The organism is Streptomyces filipinensis (genome assembly GCF_014649495.1).
Lineage (GTDB): Bacteria > Actinomycetota > Actinomycetes > Streptomycetales > Streptomycetaceae > Streptomyces > Streptomyces filipinensis.
Map to the genome: position 1 here is coordinate 81,822 of NZ_BMTD01000008.1, position 21,932 is coordinate 103,753.

Genomic DNA, 21,932 nt, shown 5'->3' on the forward strand with positions numbered 1-21,932 from the left:
TTGAAAGTGTCGCTGTTTGACTGTTCTTCCGATCGAGATGGGTCAGGGGCGGTCAGCCGAACTCACAGGCATGGTCCGGTCCGGGAAATGGCGGCTACGGTCGTCAACCGGCGTTCCGTGGGGACGGCGCGCAGGGGAGGGAGAGCCATGACCACACCCACGAAGGACGATGGTGGCGGGGCCGGAGCGGACCTGGCACGGCTGACGGGACTCCTGCTCTTCGAGCAGCGCGGAACCGATCCCGGCGCCGGCCCGCGTGGCGAGCCGTCGGGGGCGGCGGTCGCCGCACGGCAGGATCCCTGGCTGGCCCCGGCGGCCGCACTGGCCGCGGGTGAGCCCAAGACGGCGCTGGCCCTCCTCGACGAGCCGCCACCGGACGCCGTCGGCCTCGCATCATCCTGTCCTTCCCCGCTCTCGCGGGCCCTGTGGACCGCGGCGATCGCCATGGACGGCGCCTGGCAACCGGGCGGCTCTCCGGTTCACCTCCCGCCCGCCGCGCGGCAGGCCCAGTTCGCCGCCGGACCGGGGTTCGAGGCAGCCGTCGCGTCGGTCACCGATCCGGGGCACAGGCTCTGCGCACACCTCGCGGGACGCGTCGTCCCGGTGCTCCTCTCCTCCCGTACGACTTTGGGACTCGCCATGAGCGCGTGGGCGGCCCAGGAGCGAGCCGCCGCGTACGGGGCGCGTGCCGACTGGGACCGTCGAGACCTCTCGGCCGGGCTCAGGGAGCCGCTCGCCTGGTTCGACGGCCTGTACGAAGAGATCGCCGCCTCGCGTCACCAGGAGGCCGCGGCCTGTCATCTGCTGCTCGCCGCGGACCTCCGCGTCCGCGCCGGCGACCCGGGGGCGGCCCAGGCGCTGCTGCGGCGGCACGAACGGCGGTTCGCCACCGGGAGCCACGCGACCGCCGGCCTGGCCGCGCTGCTCGCCGGTGACTGGGAGCTGGGCATCCCGGGAGCCGCCGAGCGGTGCGCCCTCCCGGCCGCCGCGCCGGACCCACAGGCACTGACCCGGGCACACAAGCACTACCAGCGGGCCGACGCGGCGTACCGGGCCGCGCTCTCGCGGCGTGGCCGCGCCGCGGCGCTCCTGCGCCTCGCCCATGTCGAGCGGCTGCGCGGCGGCCTGGAGACGTGCGGGGAGACCGTCGAGCGGGCGAGGGAACTGGCGGTGGTGGCCGGCGACGGCGCCTGTGCCGCGCTGCTGCGTGTCCATCAGGCGCTCGACCTGATCCAGGCCGGCGTCCCGTCTCGGGGGCGCGCCGGCCGGGCGGCCGAGCCGGAGACCGAGGCCGCCGAGGAGGTGGTCGCCTGGGCCGCGACGGCCGGCAGCACGTCATGGCTGCGGGGTCTGCGGCAACTCGTCCTGGACCGGTCCGAGTTCTGGGGCGGGCAGGGGGACGTCGTCCGCGCCAAGAGGGCCACCTTTCTCGCTGAGCGGCTCTGGCCGGGGTCCGGGAGGAGCGACGGTGGGGCGAACGCGCGGCCGGCGGTCACGGGAGGCCTCCCCGCCCCGAGGGTCTACCTGCAGGCCCGGCACCGCCTGGCGGGCATCGTGCTGACCGACCTGGAACAGCAGGACCTTCTCCAGAGCGTTGTGCGCAGCGGCGAACGGGGCGAGCCGCCCGCCCTCGCGGACTGTCTCGGCCTCATCCGGGCCGCCAAGAACCTCCACGATCAGGCGTCCGCGCTGCGGGACCCGGATGTGATGGCCGCCGCCCGCGCCCGCATCGAGCTCGCGCTGCGTACCGGCACCGATCTCCTGGCGGACGTCGAGCCCGTGAACGAGGTCCTCGGCGTGCTTGCCTCCGACCTCGCGTCCTGCGCCGCGCAGGAGGCGCTGTTCCGCTCCCGGCGGTCCCGCGCGGCCGGCCTGGAGACGGAGGCCGACCGCTTCGCGCGGCGAGCCCTGGACGAGGCCGAGCGGATCCCGGACGAGACGTTCCGGTCCGTACTGCGCTGCGCGGCCCATGTCGACCTGCGCGAATGGTCCCGTGCCCGAGCCGAGATGGAGGCGGTCGAATCACGCCTCTCCGCCGTCCAGGCAGCCGCTCTCTGGCTGCGGCTGCACCGCCCCGAACGCGCCGCTGCCCACGTGCCGTTCATCGACGCCGGCCCCACCGCCGGCCCCGGAGACCAGGATCCCCCCTGGGAACGGGCGGCGATCCGGGCGGACCTGGCGCTGGCCAGGGGGTCGTACGGCCCGGCCGCCGACCACGCCCGGCAGGGGCTCGACGCCTACGAGGCCCACCAGGTCCGGCTGGCCCGCGACGCACTGCGTGCTTCCTTCGCCGACGATCCGGTGGTCGCCGGCCTGTACCACGTGGCGGTGCTCTCGGCCCTCGGCGCCGGCGGACCCGACGCGGCGGCCGCCGCCTTCGCCCAGGCGGAGCGCGGCCGGGCCGGATTCCTGCACGCGCTCCACGCGCTCGACGCCGCCGGCACGGACCGGGCCGCCCGCGCCGCCGTGAAGGACTGGCTGGGTGCGGAGGTCCACTGGTCCGCGGAGTTCGAGGACCACGCGGCCCGCCTGGGCGGCCGGGAGTTCCCGCCCGGGCCCCGGCCGGCACCGGCGGGCACAGCCCGGGCACGGGCCGGCACGGGCCGGGCGCCCCGCGAAGACCGACGCGCACGCATCCAGGACGCCGAGCGCGCCCTGAACGCCGCCGAGGCGCAGGTGCGCAGGCTCGTCCCGGCCGCGCTCACCGCGTCGGGCAGGGCCGCGCTGCCGGACGCCGCGGCCGTGGCGGGGTCCCTGCCTTCCGGCACCGTCCTCCTCGCGTACCACCTCTTCGACGACACCCTGGTCGGTTGGGCGATGACCCGCCGGACACTGGTGAGCGACCGCCGGACCCGGTGGGCGCAGTCCATGGTGGCAGCCGTGCGCCGGTTCCACAGCTGGTGTTCCTCGGCGGATGGCGGGCGCGACGGCGAGGCCGACGGACGGGAACTGGCCGACCTGCTGCTGCGCCCCTTCGCCGCGCTCCTGCGCGACCACAGGCGCGTGCTGGTGGTTCCCCCGGCCATGCTCTCGTTGCTGCCCTTCCACGCCCTTCCCTGGGACGGGGACGTCCTCGGCGCCGGCCACGAGGTGTCCTACCTTCCTTCGGCCTCCCTGCTCCCCCGCCTGCGCCGCACGCCGGACAGGCCATGGCCGGAACTGAACGCGCTGCTGATCGGCGGACCCGCCACCGACCCCCGCCACGGGCTGCGGACACTGCCGGGCACCGTCGCCGAGACCGCGGAACTCGCCCGGCTGCTGCCCCGCCACCGGCTGCTGACCGCGACGCAGGCAACCCGGGACCGGGTGCTGGAGGCCGCCCCCGACTGCCAGGTGCTGCACCTCGCCACCCATGGCCTCGTCGACGAACTCGCCCCCAACCGCGGTCGGCTGTCCCTCGCCGGTGACGACGTCCTCGGCATCGCCGACCTCCTGCGCGCCGCCCACGAGCCGCAACTGCTGGTTCTCTCCGCCTGCGACACCGGACGCGGCACCGCCACGGCGGGCGGCGACGTTCTGGGACTGACCCGCGCCGCCCTGATCACGGGGGCCCGGCATGCCGTGGTCTCACTGTGGCCGGTCCACGACCGTACGGGCTGCCTGGTCATGACCAGGACCTACCGGTACCTCCTGGAGGACCCCGCCGGCTCCCTCGGCTCCGCGCTGGCACGCGCCCAGCGCGCCGTGCGCGACCTCCCCCGCGCCGAACGGGACGAGGAGTTCGGCACACTGGCCCGCCGGGCCGGCAGGAGCCGCCCCGGAGCGCCGGCCGGGGCCCGCTCCTGGGAAGCGGCCAGGGACAGCGGCGCGCTGCGCCCGGACACGGACGACCGGCATCCGTATCACTGGGCGCCCTTCATCCACGTGGGGATCTGAGATGACGTTGCGAGCGCTGCTGATCGGCGCCCAGACCTATGGCCTGACCGGTGTGCACACCGACGTGGAGGTGATGGCGGAGACACTCGGTGCCCGCGGCTGCACCGCCCTGCGGACGTGCACGGAAGGCGACGCCACGTACGAGGGCGTCACCGAGGCGATGAACCGGCTCCGGGCGGACACCCGGCCGGGTGACGGCGTGGTGGTGTACTACTCGGGGCACGGGGCGCTCCTGGGCGAGTTGCAGTACCTCGTCCCCGTCGACATGGGCGACAGCACCCCCACCGACTTCCGCGGCTACCTGGCCGAGGAACTCACCGCCGCGGTCCGGGCGCTCAGGGAGCGGACGCCGAACCTCACCGTGATCCTCGACTCCTGCCACTCCGGCGGCGCCGTGCGGGAGGCCGCGTACGAGTCGGGGCGGTGGGCCCTGAAGTCGGTCGAGCTGCCCGCCGTCGCCCGGGACGCGGGACTCGCCCGCGCGGCCCGACTCGCGCGGCCCGGGGACCCGCTCGTCCCCGGCGTGGTCCGGTTGACGGCATGTCAGCAGTACGGTTCCGCGTACGAGGCGGAGCTCGTCCCCGGCAAGGGACGGCAGGGCGTCTTCACCGCGGCCCTGGCCGAGTTCCTCCGCCCCCACCGGCACCCCCATGTGCCGTGGTCGGTGCTGATCGCCCGGGTCCGCGACCGCGTCAAGCAGCAGCAGGTACGCCAGTGGCCCGATGCGGGCGGGCCGTCCGGGCGGCTGCCGTTCTCCCTCGACGAGCCCGCCGAGCCCGAACGGCTCCCGCTGGTGCGACGCGACGGCCGGTTCGCCGTACCGGGCGGCGCCGTCTTCGGCCTCGGCGTAGCGGACCAGGTCAGCATGGTGTTCCCCGGCAGCCGTACGCGGCACGGCGCCACCGGGACCTCGGTACCCGCGACCGTGGACGAGATGAGGGCCGGCGACGCCCTGCTGCGCCCGGCGACGTCTGCCCTTGCGAGCCCTGCCGCCGGGGACCTGCGCACCGCGCTGATGCCCCCCGGCGCCCACGCGCTCGCGGTGCGCGTCCACGACCGCCGCCATGTCCTCATCGACGCCGAAGGAACCCTCGCCGACGCGCTCCGCGAGGAACTGGGCCGCTGCCCACGGCTGGCCGAGACCCACGACGCCCAGGACGCCTTCGCCACCGTCCGCGCACACGACGGAACCTGCGCGATCCTGAACCCGGAGGGGCTGCCCTTCCGGTACCCGTCCGAAGCGGCGCATGCCAGTCCGTCCGGGCTGATCGCGCTGCTGGAGGAGCTCGCCCGCGGCGAACGTGTACGGCGTCTTGGCGACCCGCCGCGACCGGGCCGCCTGGAGGCGGACCCGGACATCCTGATCGAGGCGCGGCAGCCCGCCACGAGCGGACACTGGCGCGAACTGCACGCGGCCGGCGAGCGGCTCCACCACGGCGACCACTACCGGGTCACGGTCACCAACCGTTCGGACGTTCCGCTGTACTTCTGGGTGATCGGTGTCGGGCTGAGCGGCCGCACCACGCTGGTGACCAACGACCAGCCCAGCGGCTACCGCCTGGAACCCCACGGTGCCGAGCACCGCGGCACGCGCACGACCCCGCCCGTCACCATCTACTGGCCCTCCGACCTGCCCGAGGTGGGTCCACGGCCGGAGACCATCCACGTCCTGGTCGGCGACCGCCCGATGGACTTCAGCGGTCTCGCCTCGCGCGAGCGGTCCGCGCACACCGCCGGTCCCACCCTGAACGCGCTGCTGCAAGAGGTCTGGGAGGGCACCCGCGACCAGATGCTCCAGGTGGGCGAGGAGTTCCGCTACCGCGTGAAGACGGTGCACGCGGACGCGCTGCCGGAGCCGGAAGGCGAGCGCCCATGATTCGCCTGCCCCCGACGGTGCGCCGGATCCGGGCCGACCGCAGCGCCAAGCGGCAGCGGTGGGCCGAGGCGTACGACATGTACCGCGAAGCCGCCCGTGCCTACCCCGAACGGGTGCTCGCCGCAGCCTGCTGGCAGGACGCCGCGGGCATGGCCGGCCGGCTCGGCCGCTACTCCGAGCAGGGGGACTGCAGCAGGCGCAGCCTCGCCCTCCTGAACGGCACCGTGCTCAACACCCCTTTGGTACGCAGGACGCGGATCAGAGCCCTGCTGGCCCTGGCCGAATCCCTCTACCGCACCGGTGACCTCACCGGCGGGGAGGAAGTCGCCCGCCGGGTCTACGGCATGGCCGCCGGGAAGGACGCCGACTTCGCCGCCGAGGCCTTCCACCGGCTCGGCCAGGCGCAGCTCCTCCAGGGTCAGGTCGGCGGCGCCCTGACTGCCTTCGTCCGCGCCGTCGAGACCGCACGGGCCGGCGGACAAGGGCTGGAGGTGGCCCAGGAACTGGTGAGCCTCGGCGTCGCCGCCGCGACCGTGGGCGACGACGCCACCGCCCGCGACTGCGCTGCCGAGGCCGAGCGGCTCGCGCGGGCATCGACCCGACGCGAACGCACCACGGTGCTGGTCTCCGCCCTCGGTTTCCGGGCCCTCGTGCTGCGGCGCGAACGGCGTGGGGAGGAAGCGGTCGCATACGCACGCGAGGCCCTGACGCTGCTGTCCGACCCGGTCGGCCGGCAGGACGTCGCGGTTCTGGCGCAGTCCCGTGAACGGCTCGCGACCTGCCTGCTCTCGTGCGACGAGCCGCAGAAGGCGGCCGAGGCGATCGATCTGCTGCGCCGCAACCACGCGGAGGCGGTCGAGCGCGGCGACGTCCTCTTCGTCGTCTCCTCCGCCGCCAACCTCGCCGGTGCCCATGCGCTGGTGGACGCCATGGAGGAGGCGCTCGCCTGGGCGGAGCGAGCCGTGGACGCCGCGCGCAACGCCGGCCAGGGGCCGCACATGGCCGCCTCCACCCTGCTGACCCTGGGGACCATGCTGCAGGTGCGCGGGAAGCACGCCGAGGCCGACCGCCGTTTGCTGGAGGCGGTCACGCTGTGGGAACAGGTACGCGCCACCAGCCGTAACGAGATCGAGCACATCGACCTGCTCGGTGAACAGGCCCAGGTGTACCGGGCCCTCCAGCGCTGCCGGGTCGCCGGCGGGGACCCGGACGGCGCGCTGGAGGCGGCGGAGCGGGTCCGCGGCCTGCTGCTGGAACAGCGGCTCCTCGTCGGGCGCTCCTCCGGTCCCGTCCCGGGCCCTGGGCCGAGGACGGCGGCCTGGACCGCGCGAGAACTGTCCGAGCAAGCCGCCCGGAACAACACGGTCACCCTCGTGTACAGCCTGCTCGGGCCCGCCCGCCCCAGCGTTCGCAGTGGCGCCACCACCGCCTATGTCTGGGTGATAGCACCCGGTGGCACGCGCCGGCATCACGAGATCGACCTCGCCACCGTACGCGCCGCGATGCCGAGCGCCGTCGCGGCCGACCCGGCCCCCTCCGGCGGCGGCACCGGCGGCGGTGCGGACGGGGCCACCGCCGCCGAACCCCCCGAGGAGCGGCTCCTGCGCGCCCTGTCCCAGGGCACCGTGGTCCCGGACGCGAGCACCCGCGACAGCAGTCCGCTCGCCGAACGCGAGTCCCACCTGGTCACCGACGCCCAACTGCGCCTGCTCGCCGACGCGTTCCTGCGGCCGGTCGAGGACGACCTGACGGCGGCAGGGACGCGGCGGCTGGTGGTCGTACCCGACGGGTTCCTGCACCACCTGCCGTTCAACGCGCTGCCCCTGAGGGACTCCACCCCGCTGGTGGACCGGTACACCGTGGCCGTGGCGCCGTCCACCCGGCAAAGCCCTCGGGCCGCCGGAGGCAGCCGGCCCGTCGAAGTCTCCTCGTCCCAGGCCCTGGTGGTGGGAAACCCCGACCCGCCGACGCAACCTCTCATGCCTGGGCTGCCCGCGCCCGTCCTCCGGGCCCTGCCCGCGGCCGAACGGGAGGCCCGGGACGTCGCCGACCTCTACGGAGCCCGCGCGCTCCTCGGTGCGGAGGCCACCTGCGAGGCCGTTCTCGCCCGGCTGCCGCGGGCCCGGTTCGCGCACTTCGCGACCCACGCCCTGGCCGGTGAGGAAGTCCTGCGGATCCCGGGGGCGCTCTGCCTCGCCCCGAGCGGCACGCCCGATCCGGGCGGCGGGACGCACGGGGACGGCGCGGGCGACTCGTATCTGCGGGCCGGCCACATCGAGCCGCTCGACCTCTCGGACTGCCCGCTCGTCGTGCTCAGTGCCTGTCAGACCGGCTGGGGCAAGCCCTCACCGGAGGGCAACCTCGGCCTGGCCCGTACCTTCCTGGCCACCGGGGTGGAATCCGTGGTGGTCTCCCTGTGGCCCGTGGACGACAGGGCGACGGCCGATCTGATGACCGCGTTCCACCGGTACCTCGTCACGGGGACGACCACGGGAGAGGCTCTGCGCCGAGCGGTACGCGACACCAGGCGGCGTCACCCACGGCCGGAGGACTGGGCGGGGTTCAGCCTGCTGGGCAACGCCGATCTCCGGCTCTCTCCGGTGGCGCGGGGGTGAGCTCCTGCGAGACGGAGCCCCGGGAGGAGCGGGCGACGGGGACCCGACAGCCGCCGACGGCCGCCAGATCCCCGTGCTGTCCCCCGTACAGCCACCGTGCGGCACCCACGGGGACCACGTCCCCGCAGCAGTGCGGAATCCCGTGGGACGGTGTCAACAGGCTTGCGAAAAGCGGCTGTCCACCCTTGCGCAGCGACTACGATGCCGTACGTCACAAGTGCCGGAGAAGCCCGAGAAGCCGGAGAGGTGCTGTGATGCCGGACAGGTGCGCACAAGGCACGGACTCCGCCGAGCGCTGGCCGCACGGTACTTTCCTGGCAGAGCTGGCCGGTTCCTCGGAGGCCGCCAAAACCCTGCTCTCCCTGGGGACCCTGCGGTCGTACGAGCCCGGCGAGACGCTTCTGACCGAAGGGCTGTACGAGACGTTCGTCCTGTTGCTGCTGAGCGGTGTCACCAAGGTGACGGCTCTCATGGAGGACGGGGACACGGCGCTGTTGGCCGTACGGATCGGCGGGGACCTCGTCGGAGAGTTCGCGGCCTTCGACAACAGGCCCCGCTCGGCCACGGTCACGGCCGCCGGCCGGGTCACGGCCCGGCGCATCGGACAGCGGGACTTCCTCGGCTGCCTCGACCGTTATCCCGTGGCCGCGCTGGCGGTCAGCCGGATGCTCGTGCGCAAGAACCGGTGGTCGGTGCGGCGACGCGGCGACTTCAGCGGTTGTCCGGTGGCGACGCGGGTCGCCAGGGTGCTCGTCGATCTGGTCGAGGACTACGGGCAGCCGTCGCGCGGCCGGGTCCTGATCGGGCCGCGGCTCACCCAGGCGGAGATCGCCGGACTGGTCGGGGCGAGGGAACGACGGGTTCACCACGTGCTGGGCGCGCTGGCCGAGCAGGAAATCATCCAGGTCGGCTACAGCCGCATCACCGTCGTCTCCCCGGCCGGACTGCGTCAGGCGGCACGGTTGACGGAACCGGACGACTGAGGCACGACGGCCGGGACGTGCGGCAGGACGGAACGGCTGGCCATGGCACAGGACATCGAGGGGGTACGGGACATGGGGGACCGCGCGCACGACACGGAGAAGCAGTACGACCGAGGAGACCGTGACCAGCACGACGACCCCGGCCACCACGACGACGTACTGGCCACCACGGACCTGATCGCCCTCGACAGCGTGGTGGCGAAGGGGGGAGGGCACCCCGTGCGTGACCGGGTCGCCCGGGCCTCCCTGGGGCGGCCCCTCGGCTTCGTGCTGCCCGGAGCCGGCGGTGGGGGCGCGACAGAGGCCGCCGTGCACCGCGAGATGCTTCTGTGTTTCCCCTTCGACCTGGAGGAACTGCCGGACGGCCGCGGATACCAGCAGGTCACCCTCGCGGTGCGGTTCGAGGACGGGACCCACGCCCTGGCCCTGCAGCCGGCGCCCGGCACGACCGCTGCCGACGGGACGGAGATCGTCGCGTTCGGCCTCGGCCAGGACCGGCTCCGCTGGACCTTCCGTGCCCCGGGGCGGGGCGGCACTCTCCGCCCGGACGGCCGCTGGGCCCAGACCGTGGTCCGCGTGCCGGCGACCGCGGAGGAGGTGTCCGGCCGGCTGAGCCTGGCTACCGTGACCGTGCAACCGGTGCTGGGCGGGGCGTTCGTGCGCAGGGAGGCGGCGAGTCCGCAGGACATGCGGTTCCGCCTGAGGCTCGCCGACGCCTGGCCGTCCGCCGCACCGCTCGCGCACCCCGAGGCGCTCCCCGGGTCATGGGCGCTCGCAGGTTACGAGGACGGCGCCACGCCGGCCGGCGACGGCGGGGCCGGCCGGGAGAGCCACGGCGATGCCGGCGCCGGTTCCGTCCAGGGCGAGGAACTCCCGCCGGGCCTGCGGCGGCTCTGCCTCGCCGTCGACATCGAGAAGTACAGCGCCCGCGACAACGCCGACATGGTCCGGCTGCAGCGTGTCCTGCTGCGGACCCTGCGGGCCGCCTGCGCGGCGGCAGGCGTCGACTGGCAGCGCTGTGGCCGCCAGGCTCAGGGAGACGGCTACCTGCTCGTGCTGGAGCCCGGCATCGACGAGGTGAGGGTCGTCCCCAGGCTGCTGGACGGGCTCGCCGCGGGTCTGGCAACCGCCAATGCCGCAGCCGCCGCCCAGCGGGCTCCTGGCACGGAGTCGGACCGGGGCCCCACCGTCCCCCGCGAGGTCCGCATGCGGGCCAGCCTGCACCAGGGCATCGTGCACGAGGCGGACAGCGGCTACGCGGGTTCGACGGTGGTAGCGCTGTTCCGCGTCCTCGACTCCGGTCCCGTCCGCCGCAGGCTCGCCGACAACCCCTCCTCCCATCTGGCGGTCGCCTTCTCCGACACGCTCTACAAGGATCTTGTGGCCACCGGTTACGAGGGGCTGTCGGGGAACGGCTTCGAGCGGGCCGAGATACACGTCGAGTCCAAGGGCTACACCGGGGTGGCATGGATCCAGGTGAGGCCGGCGGGCCGTGGACGCGTCGGCGCCCCGTGAGCCCTCACCGGTCCGCCGGCGCGCCGACAACGGACACAGCGGCACTGGTCCCTTGTCCAGCTGACGATGTGCGGTACTCCAGAGCGGGACGCCGCAGGCCGGACGGTGGGCCCCGGTGTCAGATCCGGCAGATCCCCCGCTCGTAGTCGACGGTCGCCGACGACCGGGAGTAGTTCCACTGCGGCTGGAGCAGTGCGCCATCGAGCTGCCGGGCAGCGGCCGGGCTCTCCACGATGTAGCCGAAGTCCTGCAGCCACGCCGGGTAGAGGTTCTTCGAACCGATGTAGAACGCCGAGCCGTCGACCGCGATCAGCTTGTGGTGCTGCGCGTAGGGGTGGCCGTCGGACCACTTCTCGCTCGCGGACCCGCGGAGCGGGGCGAGCTGGAGGTTGCCGCACAGGGCAGCCCGGGCGCCCTGCTCGTCCCCGGTGACCTTGGCGAGCCGGCTGCGCAGCACGTCGCTGATCTCGGAAAGGGACTTGATCTGCGAGTAGCCTCCGCTGCCGACGGCCCCGCGGTTGGCGGGGTCGCTGACGACGATGCGCACCTTGACCCCGGCAGCGAGCTTCGCGGCCAGGGCGTCGTAGACGCGGGTGTCGTAGCGGGGCAGCGGCGGGCAGGTGGCGTTGAGGTCCTGTTGCGAGATCTCGATGTGCTCGGTGGCGCTGGAGATCAGCGAACGCAGGGCGCTCTCCTCCGGGTTGACCGTGTCGTAGTCGCGGTCGCCGTTGGTGTTGTCATGCAGGCCGACCACGCACCGGGTGCCGGCGGTGTCCGGCAGGGAGGGGCGCCAGGCGGAGGAGGGGTCGGAGTCCTTGACGCCCACGCCGAGCCCGCCGACGGCGACGACCGGGACGTCACCGGTGGCGGGAACGGCACGGGGATTGGTCTCCCGCTCCATGCCGGCCTGGCAGTCCGCTCCGCCGGAGGCGGCGTACCAGACGCTCGCGACGTCGGTCCGGTTGCGGCAGGTCCAGTCCCACAGCTGGTCGAGGTAGCGGCCCGCCGTGCCGGCCGCGGGGCCGGACAGGGCCAGGTCGACGTCCGTCACCGGGTGCTCGGTGTCGAGGTAGTCGCCCTTCCAGTCGTTGATGCCGCCGGTGATCGCGGTCTCCCCGTCGACGACCAGGAGTTTGGAGTGGTTCCACGAGAAGGCGGTCTTCGACGTCGTCATGGAAGCGACGTCGATGGTGAGGGCGTCCGCCGCAGGACCGAGCTTGGCGCGTAGGTCGTCCAGGTACTTCGAGGGGCGCACGTTGAGGTGGTACAGGGGTGCGGCACCGACGAGGACGCGGACCTTCAGGTGATGTCCGGCGGCCACGGAGGACTTCAGGCCGGCGACGATCGCGTCCTGGAAGGCGCCGTCCGGGAAGGGCGCGAGGCTGGAGATGTCTACGGTGCGGGTTGCCCGGGCGATGTTCCCGGTCATCCTCGCCAGCAGATTCCTGCTCCCGGCGCGGTCGCGGCACTGCGCGTCGCCCCAGCACCCGGGGGTCTGGAGCAGCCAGCCCGTGGGATCGCCGGGCGCGGCGTCGAGCTGGTTGCCGGCCGTCCGTTCCCATACGTCGCCTTCGAGGCCGGGTGAGACCTCGCGGAGGGTGCGTTCCACGGCGTCGAGGTGCGGGGTCGTCGACGGGGCCGCGGTGGCCGGAGCGGCGGGCAGTACGGCGAGGGCCAGAGCGGATATCAGCGCAAGGCGCGCCGCGCGGTCTAAGCGGAGCGAAATGATCACGCCCTGAAGTTACCAGGGAGTAGGCGGTGAACACGACGCGAGTGCGCGTCGGGCCGGGGGGCATCGCAGGCGTGCCGGTCGGCGTACTCGGGAGCGGGTGCGGGATGCGTAATCCTCCCTTGAGCAAGGCCGTTTCGGCCGTGTGCGGGGATCTGTCCCACGTGCTCGGCGCCGGTCCCTTCGATCTCGGCCAGCCGCTCGATCCGGCGGCGCCGCAGCGCCGGCGAGCGGGCTCCGACGGGGGCCGCGGCGCCGGCCGATCGCTGCGGGGCCGCGCCGAGGCGGGCAGGTCCCCTCCTGGGCGGCGACCGCCGCCTGGGCCAGCTCGGGCGCCGCCAGTGAAGGCATGTGCCACGGCCGGCGGCGCCCCGCCAGATCGGCCAGCACCGCATGGTCCAATGCATCCGGCCGGCCGGTGGCGGAACGTCCCGGGAGGGAACGCCCCGGACCGGTCGTCCGCCGGGCCGCCCGACGGCGCCCGGTCACCGCATGGTGTGTCGCTCGGTTCGCCCCGTAGGGCCGCGACCAGCCCCGACCAGTCGACCGGTTTGCCGGCCACCGCCTGAACCAGAACAGGCTGCCCGCACCGGGAGTGGCCTCCACACCCGCGTGTGGTCGGCTCCGGAAATCCTTCGGGAGATGACCGGAGCCTCATGTGGCGGAGGCGGCTTCAAGGAGGGTTTCGGCGGCGGCGGTGCGGGCGTACAGGACGGAGCGGCCGGCGCGGTGGGCGCTGACCAGGCCCGCGTTTCGTAGCGCGATGAGGCATTGGGACACCCCGGCCGCGGACAGGCCGGTGCGGCGGGCCAGTTCGGTGGTGGAGGCCGGGGTCTCCAGTTCGGTCAGCAGCAGGGTTCGCGAGCGGCCGAGTACGGCGGTGAGGGTTTCGGTCCCGGTGATGGTCCGCGCCTTCCACAGTGAGCCGACGCCGCGCGCCGGATAGACGAGCTGTGGCGGATCCGGCAGCGTCACCCGGGTGCGCAGCCCCGGTCCGGTGAAGGCCGAGGGAATCAGCAGCAGCCCCGTGCCCGCCGTCTCCCGGGTCAGCGGCTGCTTTCGGCGGGCCATCCGCAGCGCGTTGTCGTCCCAGCTCACGGAGGTGTGCAGGTCGTTGAAGAGGTGGCCCGCGCCGTGCTCGGCGACCATACGGGCCCGATAGAAGATGTCCGCGTCCAGCACGGCCCGGATCCGCGCCCAGTAGGGGGCGAGTGCCAGCTCCCAGTACGTTTCGATCTCTTCTGTGACCTTGGTCAGGCGGGCCTGCGGGTCGGCGTGCAGCGTCCGCAGCCGGGGGCCGAGATTTCCCCTGGTGGCGGGCCAGGTGGTCGAGGTCCTGGCGTACCCGGTCGGTGGGTGAGGCCCGGATCGCGTCCCACTCTGCCGCCGGTGCGGGGGCCGGCCCGTCCGGGGCTGGGTTGAGGAAGTCGGGAACGTAGCCGGTGAGCGGGATCAGCTCGGAGAGCCAGCCCCGGTCCAGCCCGGCGGCCACCACGCGCGGCCGCACCTGCTCGACCCAGGACCGGTGGACCGGATGCGCGGTGCCCGACGTCAGCAGCCGGAAGCTGGGCGCAACCTCCCACATCGGCGAGACGGCGAACCGCACCTGAGCCAGATCGTGCGCCGCGAACGCCAACTGTGCCAGGACAACCACTCCTCGATGGATTCACGTATGTCTTGATCGATGGCGATCAGCCTACGGGGCGGCGATCATCCCGCCATGACCTCACAGACGATCACCGCGGCGGTATCGGGCACTTGGACACTCGGCGACCGCACGGTCAACCGGGTCGGTTTCGGCGCGATGCGCCTCACCCAGCACGGCGAGGCGTTCGCGCCCGACGCCGTCCCGAGCGACCGCGACCAGGCGGTCCGTGTCCTGCGCCACGCGGTCGAACTCGGCGTGAACCACATCGACACCGCCGCGTTCTACTTCTCGCCGTTGCGCTCCGCCAACGAACTGATCAACCGGGCACTTGCCCCCTACTCGGACGACCTCGTCATCACCACCAAGGTCGGACCGGGACGAGACCCCTCGGGCCGGTGGCTGCCCCACGCCACCGCCAAGCAGCTGCGCGGCCAGGTCGAGGAGAACCTGCGCCAGCTCGGCCGCGACCACCTCGACGTGGTGAACCTGCGCATCGTCGGCACCGACTCGATCGCCGAACGCTTCGGCGCACTCGCCGAACTGCGCGACGCCGGACTCATCCGTCACCTGGGCCTGTCCAACATCCAGCCCCACCACCTCGCCGAGGCCCAAGCCATCGCGCCCGTGGCCTGCGTGCAGAACCAGTACGGCATCGGCGCCCGGCCCGAGCAGGAGGAGTTGCTGCGCAGGTGTGGCGAGCAGGGCATCGCGTTCGTGCCCTTCTACGCGATCGCCGGTGCGGGGCGTGAGGCAGGGGCCGACGGCACGGACTGCGATGAGGTACTCGCTGTCGCACGGGCCCGGGGGGTGAGCCCGGCACAAGTCCGGCTGGCATGGACGCTGCACCGCGGGCCGCATGTACTGGCCATTCCTGGGACCGGCAATCCGGATCACCTCACCCAGAACGTGGCCGCCGGCGCACTGCGCCTCACCAAGGACGAACGCACCGTCCTGGACTCCCTCCAGCCCGCAACAGCATGAACAAGACACCCCGATGACGCTGTGGTCCACTCCCGCCGAGTCCGGGTACGGATCGTGCTCTTGGCGGCTCGGGGCAGGTCAAACGCGCGGATCGCCGTCGAGGCAGGCGCACGAGGCGGCGCCCTGCGGCGGGGGGGCGTAGCGGCGCGGCCCGCGCCGCTAGACCACCACCTCACCGATCCACTGGACCGGCGAAACCAGCAACCAGCCCTGTCCCCGTCTCACGCGTGCGACACGGAGCGCTCAGGGCCGGCCCTTCGGATGCCCCTGGTCAGCGGACGAAGGAGATCTCCGGGTACTTCTTGTCGGGGCCGTCGAGCAGGGTGCCGTGCTGATGGCGCAGTTCCTTGTCGAAGAAGGCGGCGAGGTAGACGCGCTGGATCTCGATCGCGCGGTTCGGGTCGATCGTTCCGTACACCTGCTGGAGCTGGGCCGGGGTGAGCCTGAGCAAGCTCGCCTCCTGGGGCGCCATCGCCTCGTCGTCGACGAACGACACGTGCGCCGCGCCGTGGAGCTGGATGTCGACCCGGTGTCCCTTCAGATGCGACCACAGCGTGCGCCACGACCCGTCGTTGTTGCGGTTGTGGGTGCCGGAACTGAAGAGCATGAAGGGGCGGTCCAGGTCCTTGCGTGGCGCCGACCCGAAGAACTGGCCGTCCAGATTGACGCCGGCGGCGATGCGGTGGTCGAGCTGCATGGCGGTGTCGACCGCGGCGCCGCCCAGCGAAGCGCCGAACATCCCGATGCGGGACATGTCCACGGCGTGCGACAGTCCGGTGGGGAGCCTGGCGTGGTCGACGTCGGGGTTGCTGCCCTTGGCGATGGTGCCGAGCTGGTTGATGACGAAGTGGATGTCGGCTGCGCGCACGTCGAGCGTGTCGGAGGAGTGCGCGCCGGCCGGCATGGTGTTGACCTCGACCCGTCCGCCGGGGAACTGCACCTCGTTGGCGTCGTGGGTGTGGTCGACGGTGACGACGAGGTAGCCGCGGCTGGCCAGGTCCTCGGCGAGAACGGTGCCCCTCGCGCGGTCCGAGTGCAGCCCGCTGGAGTACAGCAGGACGGGCAGTTTGCCGAGCTTGGTGTCGACCGGGGCGAGGACATGGCCTGCGGTCCGCGGCAACGTCACTTGTTGTGGCGTCAGGCCCTGGGAGGCGAGGAAGTGCGCGCCGGAGGCTGACGGCATCCACGGCGCCTGGTAGTGGCCGCGGGTGGAGGAGGCCGGGTACCAGAACGACACCATCAGCTCGCGCGGCTTGTTGCCGGGCACGTACGGGTCCGTGCGGGACTTGTCGACGAGGTGCAGGCTGAACGTGCCCACGCCGTGGCGCCCGGTCGGTGCGGGCAGACTGAGCTGGAGAGCGGACGTGCCGGCGGGGGGCGTGACGGCCTGCGGACGGGCGGCCTTGAGCTGCGGCGGCGCCGCGTCGTGCTGGGGCGCCCATGGGGTGTCGTCCTGGTCGGGCGAGAACCCGGTGGCGGTGGGCTTGTTGGGCGTCTTCCCGGCGGCCATCGCCGGCGTCATCCCCGCACCCAGGGCGATGGCCAGCGTACCCGCCGTACCGACCGCTCGGGCGATCACTCTGCGACGCGGGCGCGGGCGGCGGTGTTTCATGGGACCCCTTTGTTGAGCGACGATCGAAGAACTGGCGATCGGCTGTCGTACGCCGGTACCGCCGCAGTGGCCTACGGATGTGGAGGCCCTGGCGTTCACCGTGGCGGCGGACGAGCAGCGGAACCTTTGGGACGCCTTGGCCCACAGGTTGTTCCGAGGCACTGCGGTGACCGCACCCGCTTGGAACAACGCCGGCTCGGCCCGGTTCCGGTTCGCTTCTCCCTGCGTCCAGCTCCAAGCCCTCGTGTTGACAGCCCGGTTGTACGCCACTCGTCATCCCGTGCTGTCGGCAGCCACGCGCTACCCCTGGGCCAGTCCTCGTCCCGCCCCCAGCGGAAGTGACGCCCCGACGCGGGTACCGCGGTGACCGCCTCTTTCCAGTGGCACATGCGTCTTGCGTAACCGATAATGCATGTGTAGGCCCAGATGCCGCAGATGGACGACACGGGTCAATCGCTGAGCGATTATGCCGCCGGAAATTGTTGCCCGCCCGCATTCCGAGGACATGCCGATCCTCCCGAGCTGAGGCCAATCCGGGGCAGAACAAGCTGACAGGCAACGACAGTTCCGAGGACCAAATATGTCATGGCAAGACAGAGCCCAACGAGCACTCAGCGTGCTCGACGGCACAGGAGACGGTGACGGTGGTGCGGCGGAGCGTAGTCGCCGAATCTTCAACCACATACTCAACGAGTCAAACCGTGATGACTACATCAGTCATGACTTCTTCAACGTTCAACAGGCCGCAGGTGGGCTCCCCGAGGGCGTCTCGTTCGACGATTTCCTGGCCATGGTGGCGGGACATGTCCGCCCCGAACTCGAAGGCTCGGGCTTCGCGGAGGAACTGGATGACGACGACTTCCGTAACGGAGCGCTGACCTTCGACGAAGTCATCCGCCGCCACATCGACTTCCTCAACGGCGTGGTGCACCAAGCCGCCGCCGGCGAGGTGCATGTCGGCCTGTGGAACCTGATCCTGAACGCTCGCTCCGACGACACGAGCATCTACGCCTGCTACCGCGACTTCCTTGTGGACGCATGAATCGCAGGCACCGACCGGAGACGCGATCCGGTGGTGAACGACCCTGGCGAAGGGGTGGCTGCCATGACAATGCTCCTGATCAACGGATCTTTCCAGATCAAGGGAACACAACCGGATGGTGACACCGTCCGTTTCACGCCCGATGATCCGCAGGAATGGGACCTCGTGACCAGCCGGGGTCGCGCGGTCAAACACGATGCGCTGGGGCGCGCCGCCCTGCGCTTGGACGCGATAGACGCGCCGGAGACCCACTACGGCCCGAACCGGGTGCACCAGCCTCTGCACTTCGCCCATGCCGCACGCGACGAACTGCTGAGCTGGCTGGGTTTCACGAATGTCCAGCAGGGACCGGACGAGACCGTGACCGCCGTTGTCCCCGACACGGTGCCCGGCTTCATCCTCGCCAGCGGCGCCGACATGCACGGCCGGTGTGTCGCCCTGGCGGGACGTGGTGTCTCCGGGGGCACCAGCGGTGTCGACGTCGACGTGGACGTCGACATGCTCAGGACCACGGTGAACCATCACCTGCTCACCACAGGTCTGGTCTACCCCACGTTCTACCGAGGTCTCTTCCCGGTCCTGCGCACGGAGTTGACGGCCGCTGCCCGCCAGGCGCAGACGGCAGGCCTGGGGCTGTGGCCGAGCGACACGACCACAACGGGGGCGAAGATCACGGCACTGTCCTCGATCACCGACGACGTCGTCATGCTCCCCAAGCTCTTCCGGCGTCTCGTCGACTACCTCCAACTCAGCAACCCGTCACTGGTCTGCTTCCCCGCCTACCTCGCCGGCGTGCAGGACCGCTTCACCGTCCTTTCCTCCGGAAAACGCTGCGCCGGCCTGCACAACGTGGTGGAGATCAGCAACGGTCAGACGGTGCGCATGACGCAGCCGCCTGAGGACCTCGTCTTCGAGGAAGCGTGAGGCATCGCCGCAGACGCCGTCACCTCCGGATCCCGTCACCTCCGGATCGAAGTGGCAGAAGAGCCAGGCGAACACGGCACCTGGGTGCCACGGCTCGTCGCGGATGAGACGTGATCCGCACGCACGGTCAGTTCTCGTGTGGTGGGGCGTCGGTGAGGAGTTCGCGCTTCACGTGCGCGTAGTCGGCCAGGGCCTGCGGGTCGCCGTGGTGGTAGTCGGTCCAGAATCCGGGGCGCTGCCAGCGGGCGTCCGCGAGGCGGGTGCGGCCGTCGGCGATGACCAGGGTCCAGCCGGGTGGTATTCGCGTGTCCACTGTCTCGAAGTCGGCGGTGTCCCAGAGCAGTCCGGGGTCGGGTGTGCCGGGGCCGAGCACACGGATCTGGCAATCGATGTCGTAGGCGACCATCTCCAGAACCGGGTAGACACTGCCTACCCGGATCCCGTCGTACTCCGCGACTGGTATGTCCGCCGCGGGGTGGATGATCTGCCGGCACCTGACTCTCATGGGAAGAGTCTCGCCCCAGTCGGTCCCCGGTCGTCGTCCGGGTCGCCGCGACGGTTCCAGCTAGGCGGCCATGTCCGGTCGCGGGAGTTGCCCGCCCTCCCCCTCGACCTGAAGGAGTGGTTGCGTCGGCAGGAGGACTGGAGCGCCGCCGTTGGGTGCTGCGGTGGGTGCCGGCCTTCGAGCGTGATGGCGGACAGCAGCCTTGTCGGCAGCCGCAGCCGTGCGAGCTTCGGACGTGGACTCTGTGCGGTCGACGGTGTGCGGCACTGCGTGGCTGGCCCTGCCACGGTCCGTTCTGTAGGGCCTGCCCTGAGGGCCGCCTGCGCGGCCCGGTACCTCGCGCGCCAACGACGGCGGCACGACGGAGGTGGGCAGCCGCACGAGGCTGCCCTGGTACTTCAGCTGGGTCGTGCCTCAGCGGAAAACGGCGATGTTGCGGGCGACCCAGCCGTCGAAGGGGCGCGGGGCGCGACCGAGGACTCGTTCCACGTCCGGGCTGATCCGCAGTTCGTCGGGGTTCGGGGCGGAGATGATGTCCAGGGTGTCGTCGGCGAGTTCCGCCGGCACGAACCGGGTCATCGTGGCCTTGGCCTCGTCGCGGGTGAGTTCGTGGAACCGTACAGGCGAGCCGAGCGCGGCGGCGATCGCCTCCGCCTGCTGACGCGGCGTGATGACCTCCGGCCCGGTCAGCTCGTACACCCCGCCGGTGCGCCGGTCGTCCAGCAGGCAGGCCGCCGCGACCTCGGCGATGTCCGCCGGGTCGATGACCGGCACCCCTACGTCGCCGAAGGGCGCGGCGACCGTCCCTTGCGTGCGGACGGACTCCGCCCAGGCCAAGGCGTTGGAGGCGAAACCGCCCGGTCGCAGGACGGCCCAGTCCAGGCCGGACTCCCGCAACGCGTCCTCCACCGCGCGCATCGCGACCCTCGACGGGCCGAGCGGCCTGGTCGCCACGCCCTGCGAAGACAGCAGGACGACCCGGCGGACCCCACTGCCCGCGGCCAGGCCGATGATGTCGGCCGGCCTGGCTTCGGGGGCGTGCAGGTCTCCGGACAGCAGGAGGAACAGGGCCTTCGCCCCGTCCAGCGCGGGTGTGAGGCTTGTCAGCTCGGCCAGATCCGCCGTCACATGCCGGACCCCGTCCGGCACCGCCACCGCGTGCCGCGACACCGCCGTCACCTGCTCGCCCGTCTCGGCCAGGGCCTGTGTCAAAGGACGGCCCACATTCCCGGTAGCCCCGGTCACCACGATCATGTTCAGCTCCTAGTCGGTTGTGCACTGCGGTAATTGACGCTAGGAGACGGGCTTACCTTTCGTAAGAACATACCCAGAGGTAAGCTCCTGACATGAAGGAAGGTGCGCAGCTGACGCAGGCCGAGACAGGCCATCGGTATGAGGTGTTTCACACCGACTGCCCCGCGCGAAACGTGGTCGACCACGTGACCAGCAGATGGGGTATCTGGGTGCTGATCTCCTTGCGGAGCAACGACCTTCGGTTCCACGAGCTGCGCGACAGCATCCAGGGCATCAGCGAGAAGATGCTCGCTCAGACCCTGCGCGCGCTGGTCCAGGACGGCTTGGTCTGGCGGGAGGTAGAGCCGACGACGCCGCCCCAGGTCACCTACGGGCTCTCCGGGTTCGGTCAGGACGTCAGGGAGCCGCTGACCGACTTGTTCGACCGGATCACACAGCGGCTACCGCCGCGCAGCCCGGGATAGTGCGGTAGTGGTCGGCCTCACGGTGCGGCTCAAGACCGAAGGCCCGCCAGATCCTCGACACCGTCAGCCTGGCAAGGCTCCCCTGCGTACCGGGGTGCCCCGGCGTTTGTTCCGTGTGCCGGGCGGGCGTCCGGGCCCCAGCGTCCCGCTGAGCGCCACGGCTTGAGCGGAGCCACCACGTGCTCTCCGCCGGGCAGCACCGGGATCAGCGTCACCGACGTCCCCAGGGGGCGTCGAAACTCGCGCCTCGATCGCAGCCGCTGCCAGAGTCTTTCGGGAGCCGGCGGAGCATTCGTCGGCGTGGTGCCCGATCTGTACCGGCCGCCTTCCGGTTCCACCCCCCTCACTTGATCAACTCGTCCGATACATGGCCTCATTGGGGTGGAGTGAAGCCTTTTTCGGGAGATTCCCCTCCAGCTCTCAGGGCCGGTGGCAGACTCGGCTGCCAAGACCGTTCAGGGGGGCAGGGGGCACCGGTGATCGATCCATTCACGCTTGTCCTGACCGCGCTCGCGGTGGGCGCTGCGAGAGGAGCTGGCGAGACCGCGAACACGGCCGTTCAGGACGCCTACAGTTCGCTGAAGTCCCTTCTGCGCCGCACACTGTCGCGGCGATCGGGCCAGGAGACGGACGCGCAGCTCTTGGACCGGTACGAAGAACAGCCCGAACTCTGGCGGGAGTCGCTGCGGGAGTTGCTGACCGAGGCTGGCATCGCAGACGACGAAGGGATCATCGCGGCCGCGGCGCGCGTGCTGCAAGTGGCAGAACCAGAGCAAGCCGCGGGGACGAACGTCCTCCACGTAGCGGGCGACATCCACGGTCTGGCGCAGGGCAACGGCCAGACGGTCACCATGAACTTCGGCGCCCCGTCCGGCGGCGAGCCGCACCACCCCCAGACCCGGTGAGAC

The 21,932-nt window shown here is 72.0% G+C and carries 16 protein-coding genes; 11 read left to right on the forward strand and 5 right to left on the reverse strand.

Annotation, left to right across the window (positions count from 1 at the left end; translation table 11 throughout):
* Nucleotides 1–147 precede the first annotated feature (147 nt).
* The 5 genes from IE244_RS19235 to IE244_RS19255 all read left to right on the forward strand — a co-directional run bounded on the left by IE244_RS19235 (nucleotide 148) and on the right by IE244_RS19255 (nucleotide 10,865).
* Nucleotides 148–3,876, forward strand: coding sequence for a CHAT domain-containing protein (locus IE244_RS19235; protein ID WP_191874779.1), 3,729 nt, complete (start codon nucleotides 148–150; stop codon nucleotides 3,874–3,876).
* Nucleotide 3,877: 1 nt separating this feature from the next.
* Nucleotides 3,878–5,752: a caspase family protein gene (locus IE244_RS19240; RefSeq protein ID WP_191874780.1), complete on the forward strand. Its 1,875-nt coding sequence runs from the start codon at nucleotides 3,878–3,880 to the stop codon at nucleotides 5,750–5,752.
* Complete coding sequence (locus IE244_RS19245) at nucleotides 5,749–8,367, forward strand: CHAT domain-containing protein (RefSeq protein WP_191874781.1); 2,619 nt, start codon at nucleotides 5,749–5,751, stop codon at nucleotides 8,365–8,367. The genes IE244_RS19240 and IE244_RS19245 overlap by 4 nt, the downstream gene beginning before the upstream one ends.
* A 254-nt stretch (nucleotides 8,368–8,621) precedes the next feature.
* On the forward strand, nucleotides 8,622–9,350 hold the full coding sequence (locus tag IE244_RS19250) for a Crp/Fnr family transcriptional regulator (protein ID WP_191874782.1): 729 nt from the start codon (nucleotides 8,622–8,624) through the stop codon (nucleotides 9,348–9,350).
* Nucleotides 9,351–9,392: 42 nt separating this feature from the next.
* Nucleotides 9,393–10,865 (forward strand): hypothetical protein, encoded by a 1,473-nt coding sequence (locus IE244_RS19255; protein WP_191874783.1) that lies wholly within the window; start codon nucleotides 9,393–9,395, stop codon nucleotides 10,863–10,865.
* Between the two features lie 118 nt (nucleotides 10,866–10,983).
* Here the strand turns inward: IE244_RS19255 and IE244_RS19260 are convergent, their stop codons facing one another.
* A complete protein-coding gene (locus IE244_RS19260; protein WP_229854216.1) occupies nucleotides 10,984–12,597 on the reverse strand; it encodes a phospholipase D-like domain-containing protein in 1,614 nt (537 codons plus the stop codon).
* A gap of 651 nt (nucleotides 12,598–13,248) precedes the next feature.
* A complete protein-coding gene (locus IE244_RS42990) occupies nucleotides 13,249–13,776 on the reverse strand; it encodes an ArsR/SmtB family transcription factor (RefSeq protein ID WP_308436272.1) in 528 nt (175 codons plus the stop codon).
* A 260-nt stretch (nucleotides 13,777–14,036) separates the two neighbouring features.
* Between IE244_RS42990 and IE244_RS42995 the strand changes: the two genes are divergently transcribed.
* Nucleotides 14,037–14,204 carry a hypothetical protein gene (locus IE244_RS42995; protein WP_308436273.1) on the forward strand — a complete coding sequence of 56 codons (168 nt, stop codon included), beginning with the start codon at nucleotides 14,037–14,039 and terminating at the stop codon, nucleotides 14,202–14,204.
* Nucleotides 14,205–14,314: 110 nt separating this feature from the next.
* Nucleotides 14,315–15,223 carry an oxidoreductase gene (locus IE244_RS19270; protein ID WP_191874784.1) on the forward strand — a complete coding sequence of 303 codons (909 nt, stop codon included), beginning with the start codon at nucleotides 14,315–14,317 and terminating at the stop codon, nucleotides 15,221–15,223.
* Nucleotides 15,224–15,494: 271 nt separating this feature from the next.
* Here IE244_RS19270 and IE244_RS19275 read toward each other — a convergent pair whose 3' ends face one another.
* Nucleotides 15,495–16,802 carry an alpha/beta hydrolase family protein gene (locus IE244_RS19275; RefSeq protein ID WP_229854217.1) on the reverse strand — a complete coding sequence of 436 codons (1,308 nt, stop codon included), beginning with the start codon at nucleotides 16,800–16,802 and terminating at the stop codon, nucleotides 15,495–15,497.
* Nucleotides 16,803–17,451: 649 nt separating this feature from the next.
* On the opposite strand from IE244_RS19275, the gene IE244_RS19280 reads away from it, so the two are divergent.
* Together IE244_RS19280 and IE244_RS19285 are read left to right on the forward strand one after the other, a co-directional pair.
* A complete protein-coding gene (locus IE244_RS19280) occupies nucleotides 17,452–17,877 on the forward strand; it encodes a hypothetical protein (protein WP_191874785.1) in 426 nt (141 codons plus the stop codon).
* A gap of 63 nt (nucleotides 17,878–17,940) precedes the next feature.
* On the forward strand, nucleotides 17,941–18,801 hold the full coding sequence (locus tag IE244_RS19285) for a nuclease (RefSeq protein WP_191874786.1): 861 nt from the start codon (nucleotides 17,941–17,943) through the stop codon (nucleotides 18,799–18,801).
* Between the two features lie 127 nt (nucleotides 18,802–18,928).
* On the opposite strand, the gene IE244_RS19290 is transcribed toward IE244_RS19285, so the two are convergent.
* Together IE244_RS19290 and IE244_RS19295 are read right to left on the reverse strand one after the other, a co-directional pair.
* Nucleotides 18,929–19,306: a hypothetical protein gene (locus IE244_RS19290; protein WP_191874787.1), complete on the reverse strand. Its 378-nt coding sequence runs from the start codon at nucleotides 19,304–19,306 to the stop codon at nucleotides 18,929–18,931.
* Nucleotides 19,307–19,720: 414 nt separating this feature from the next.
* The gene (locus IE244_RS19295) at nucleotides 19,721–20,560 is read right to left on the reverse strand and encodes an SDR family oxidoreductase (protein ID WP_191874788.1); all 840 of its coding nucleotides are present in this window, start codon (nucleotides 20,558–20,560) and stop codon (nucleotides 19,721–19,723) included.
* Nucleotides 20,561–20,652: 92 nt separating this feature from the next.
* Between IE244_RS19295 and IE244_RS19300 the strand changes: the two genes are divergently transcribed.
* Both IE244_RS19300 and IE244_RS19305 read left to right on the forward strand, forming a co-directional pair.
* Entirely contained in the window at nucleotides 20,653–21,024 is a 372-nt protein-coding gene (locus IE244_RS19300) for a winged helix-turn-helix transcriptional regulator (protein ID WP_191874789.1), read from the forward strand.
* 476 nt (nucleotides 21,025–21,500) lie between these two features.
* Nucleotides 21,501–21,929: a Het-E N-terminal domain-containing protein gene (locus IE244_RS19305; RefSeq protein ID WP_191874790.1), complete on the forward strand. Its 429-nt coding sequence runs from the start codon at nucleotides 21,501–21,503 to the stop codon at nucleotides 21,927–21,929.
* Nucleotides 21,930–21,932: the final 3 nt, after the last annotated feature.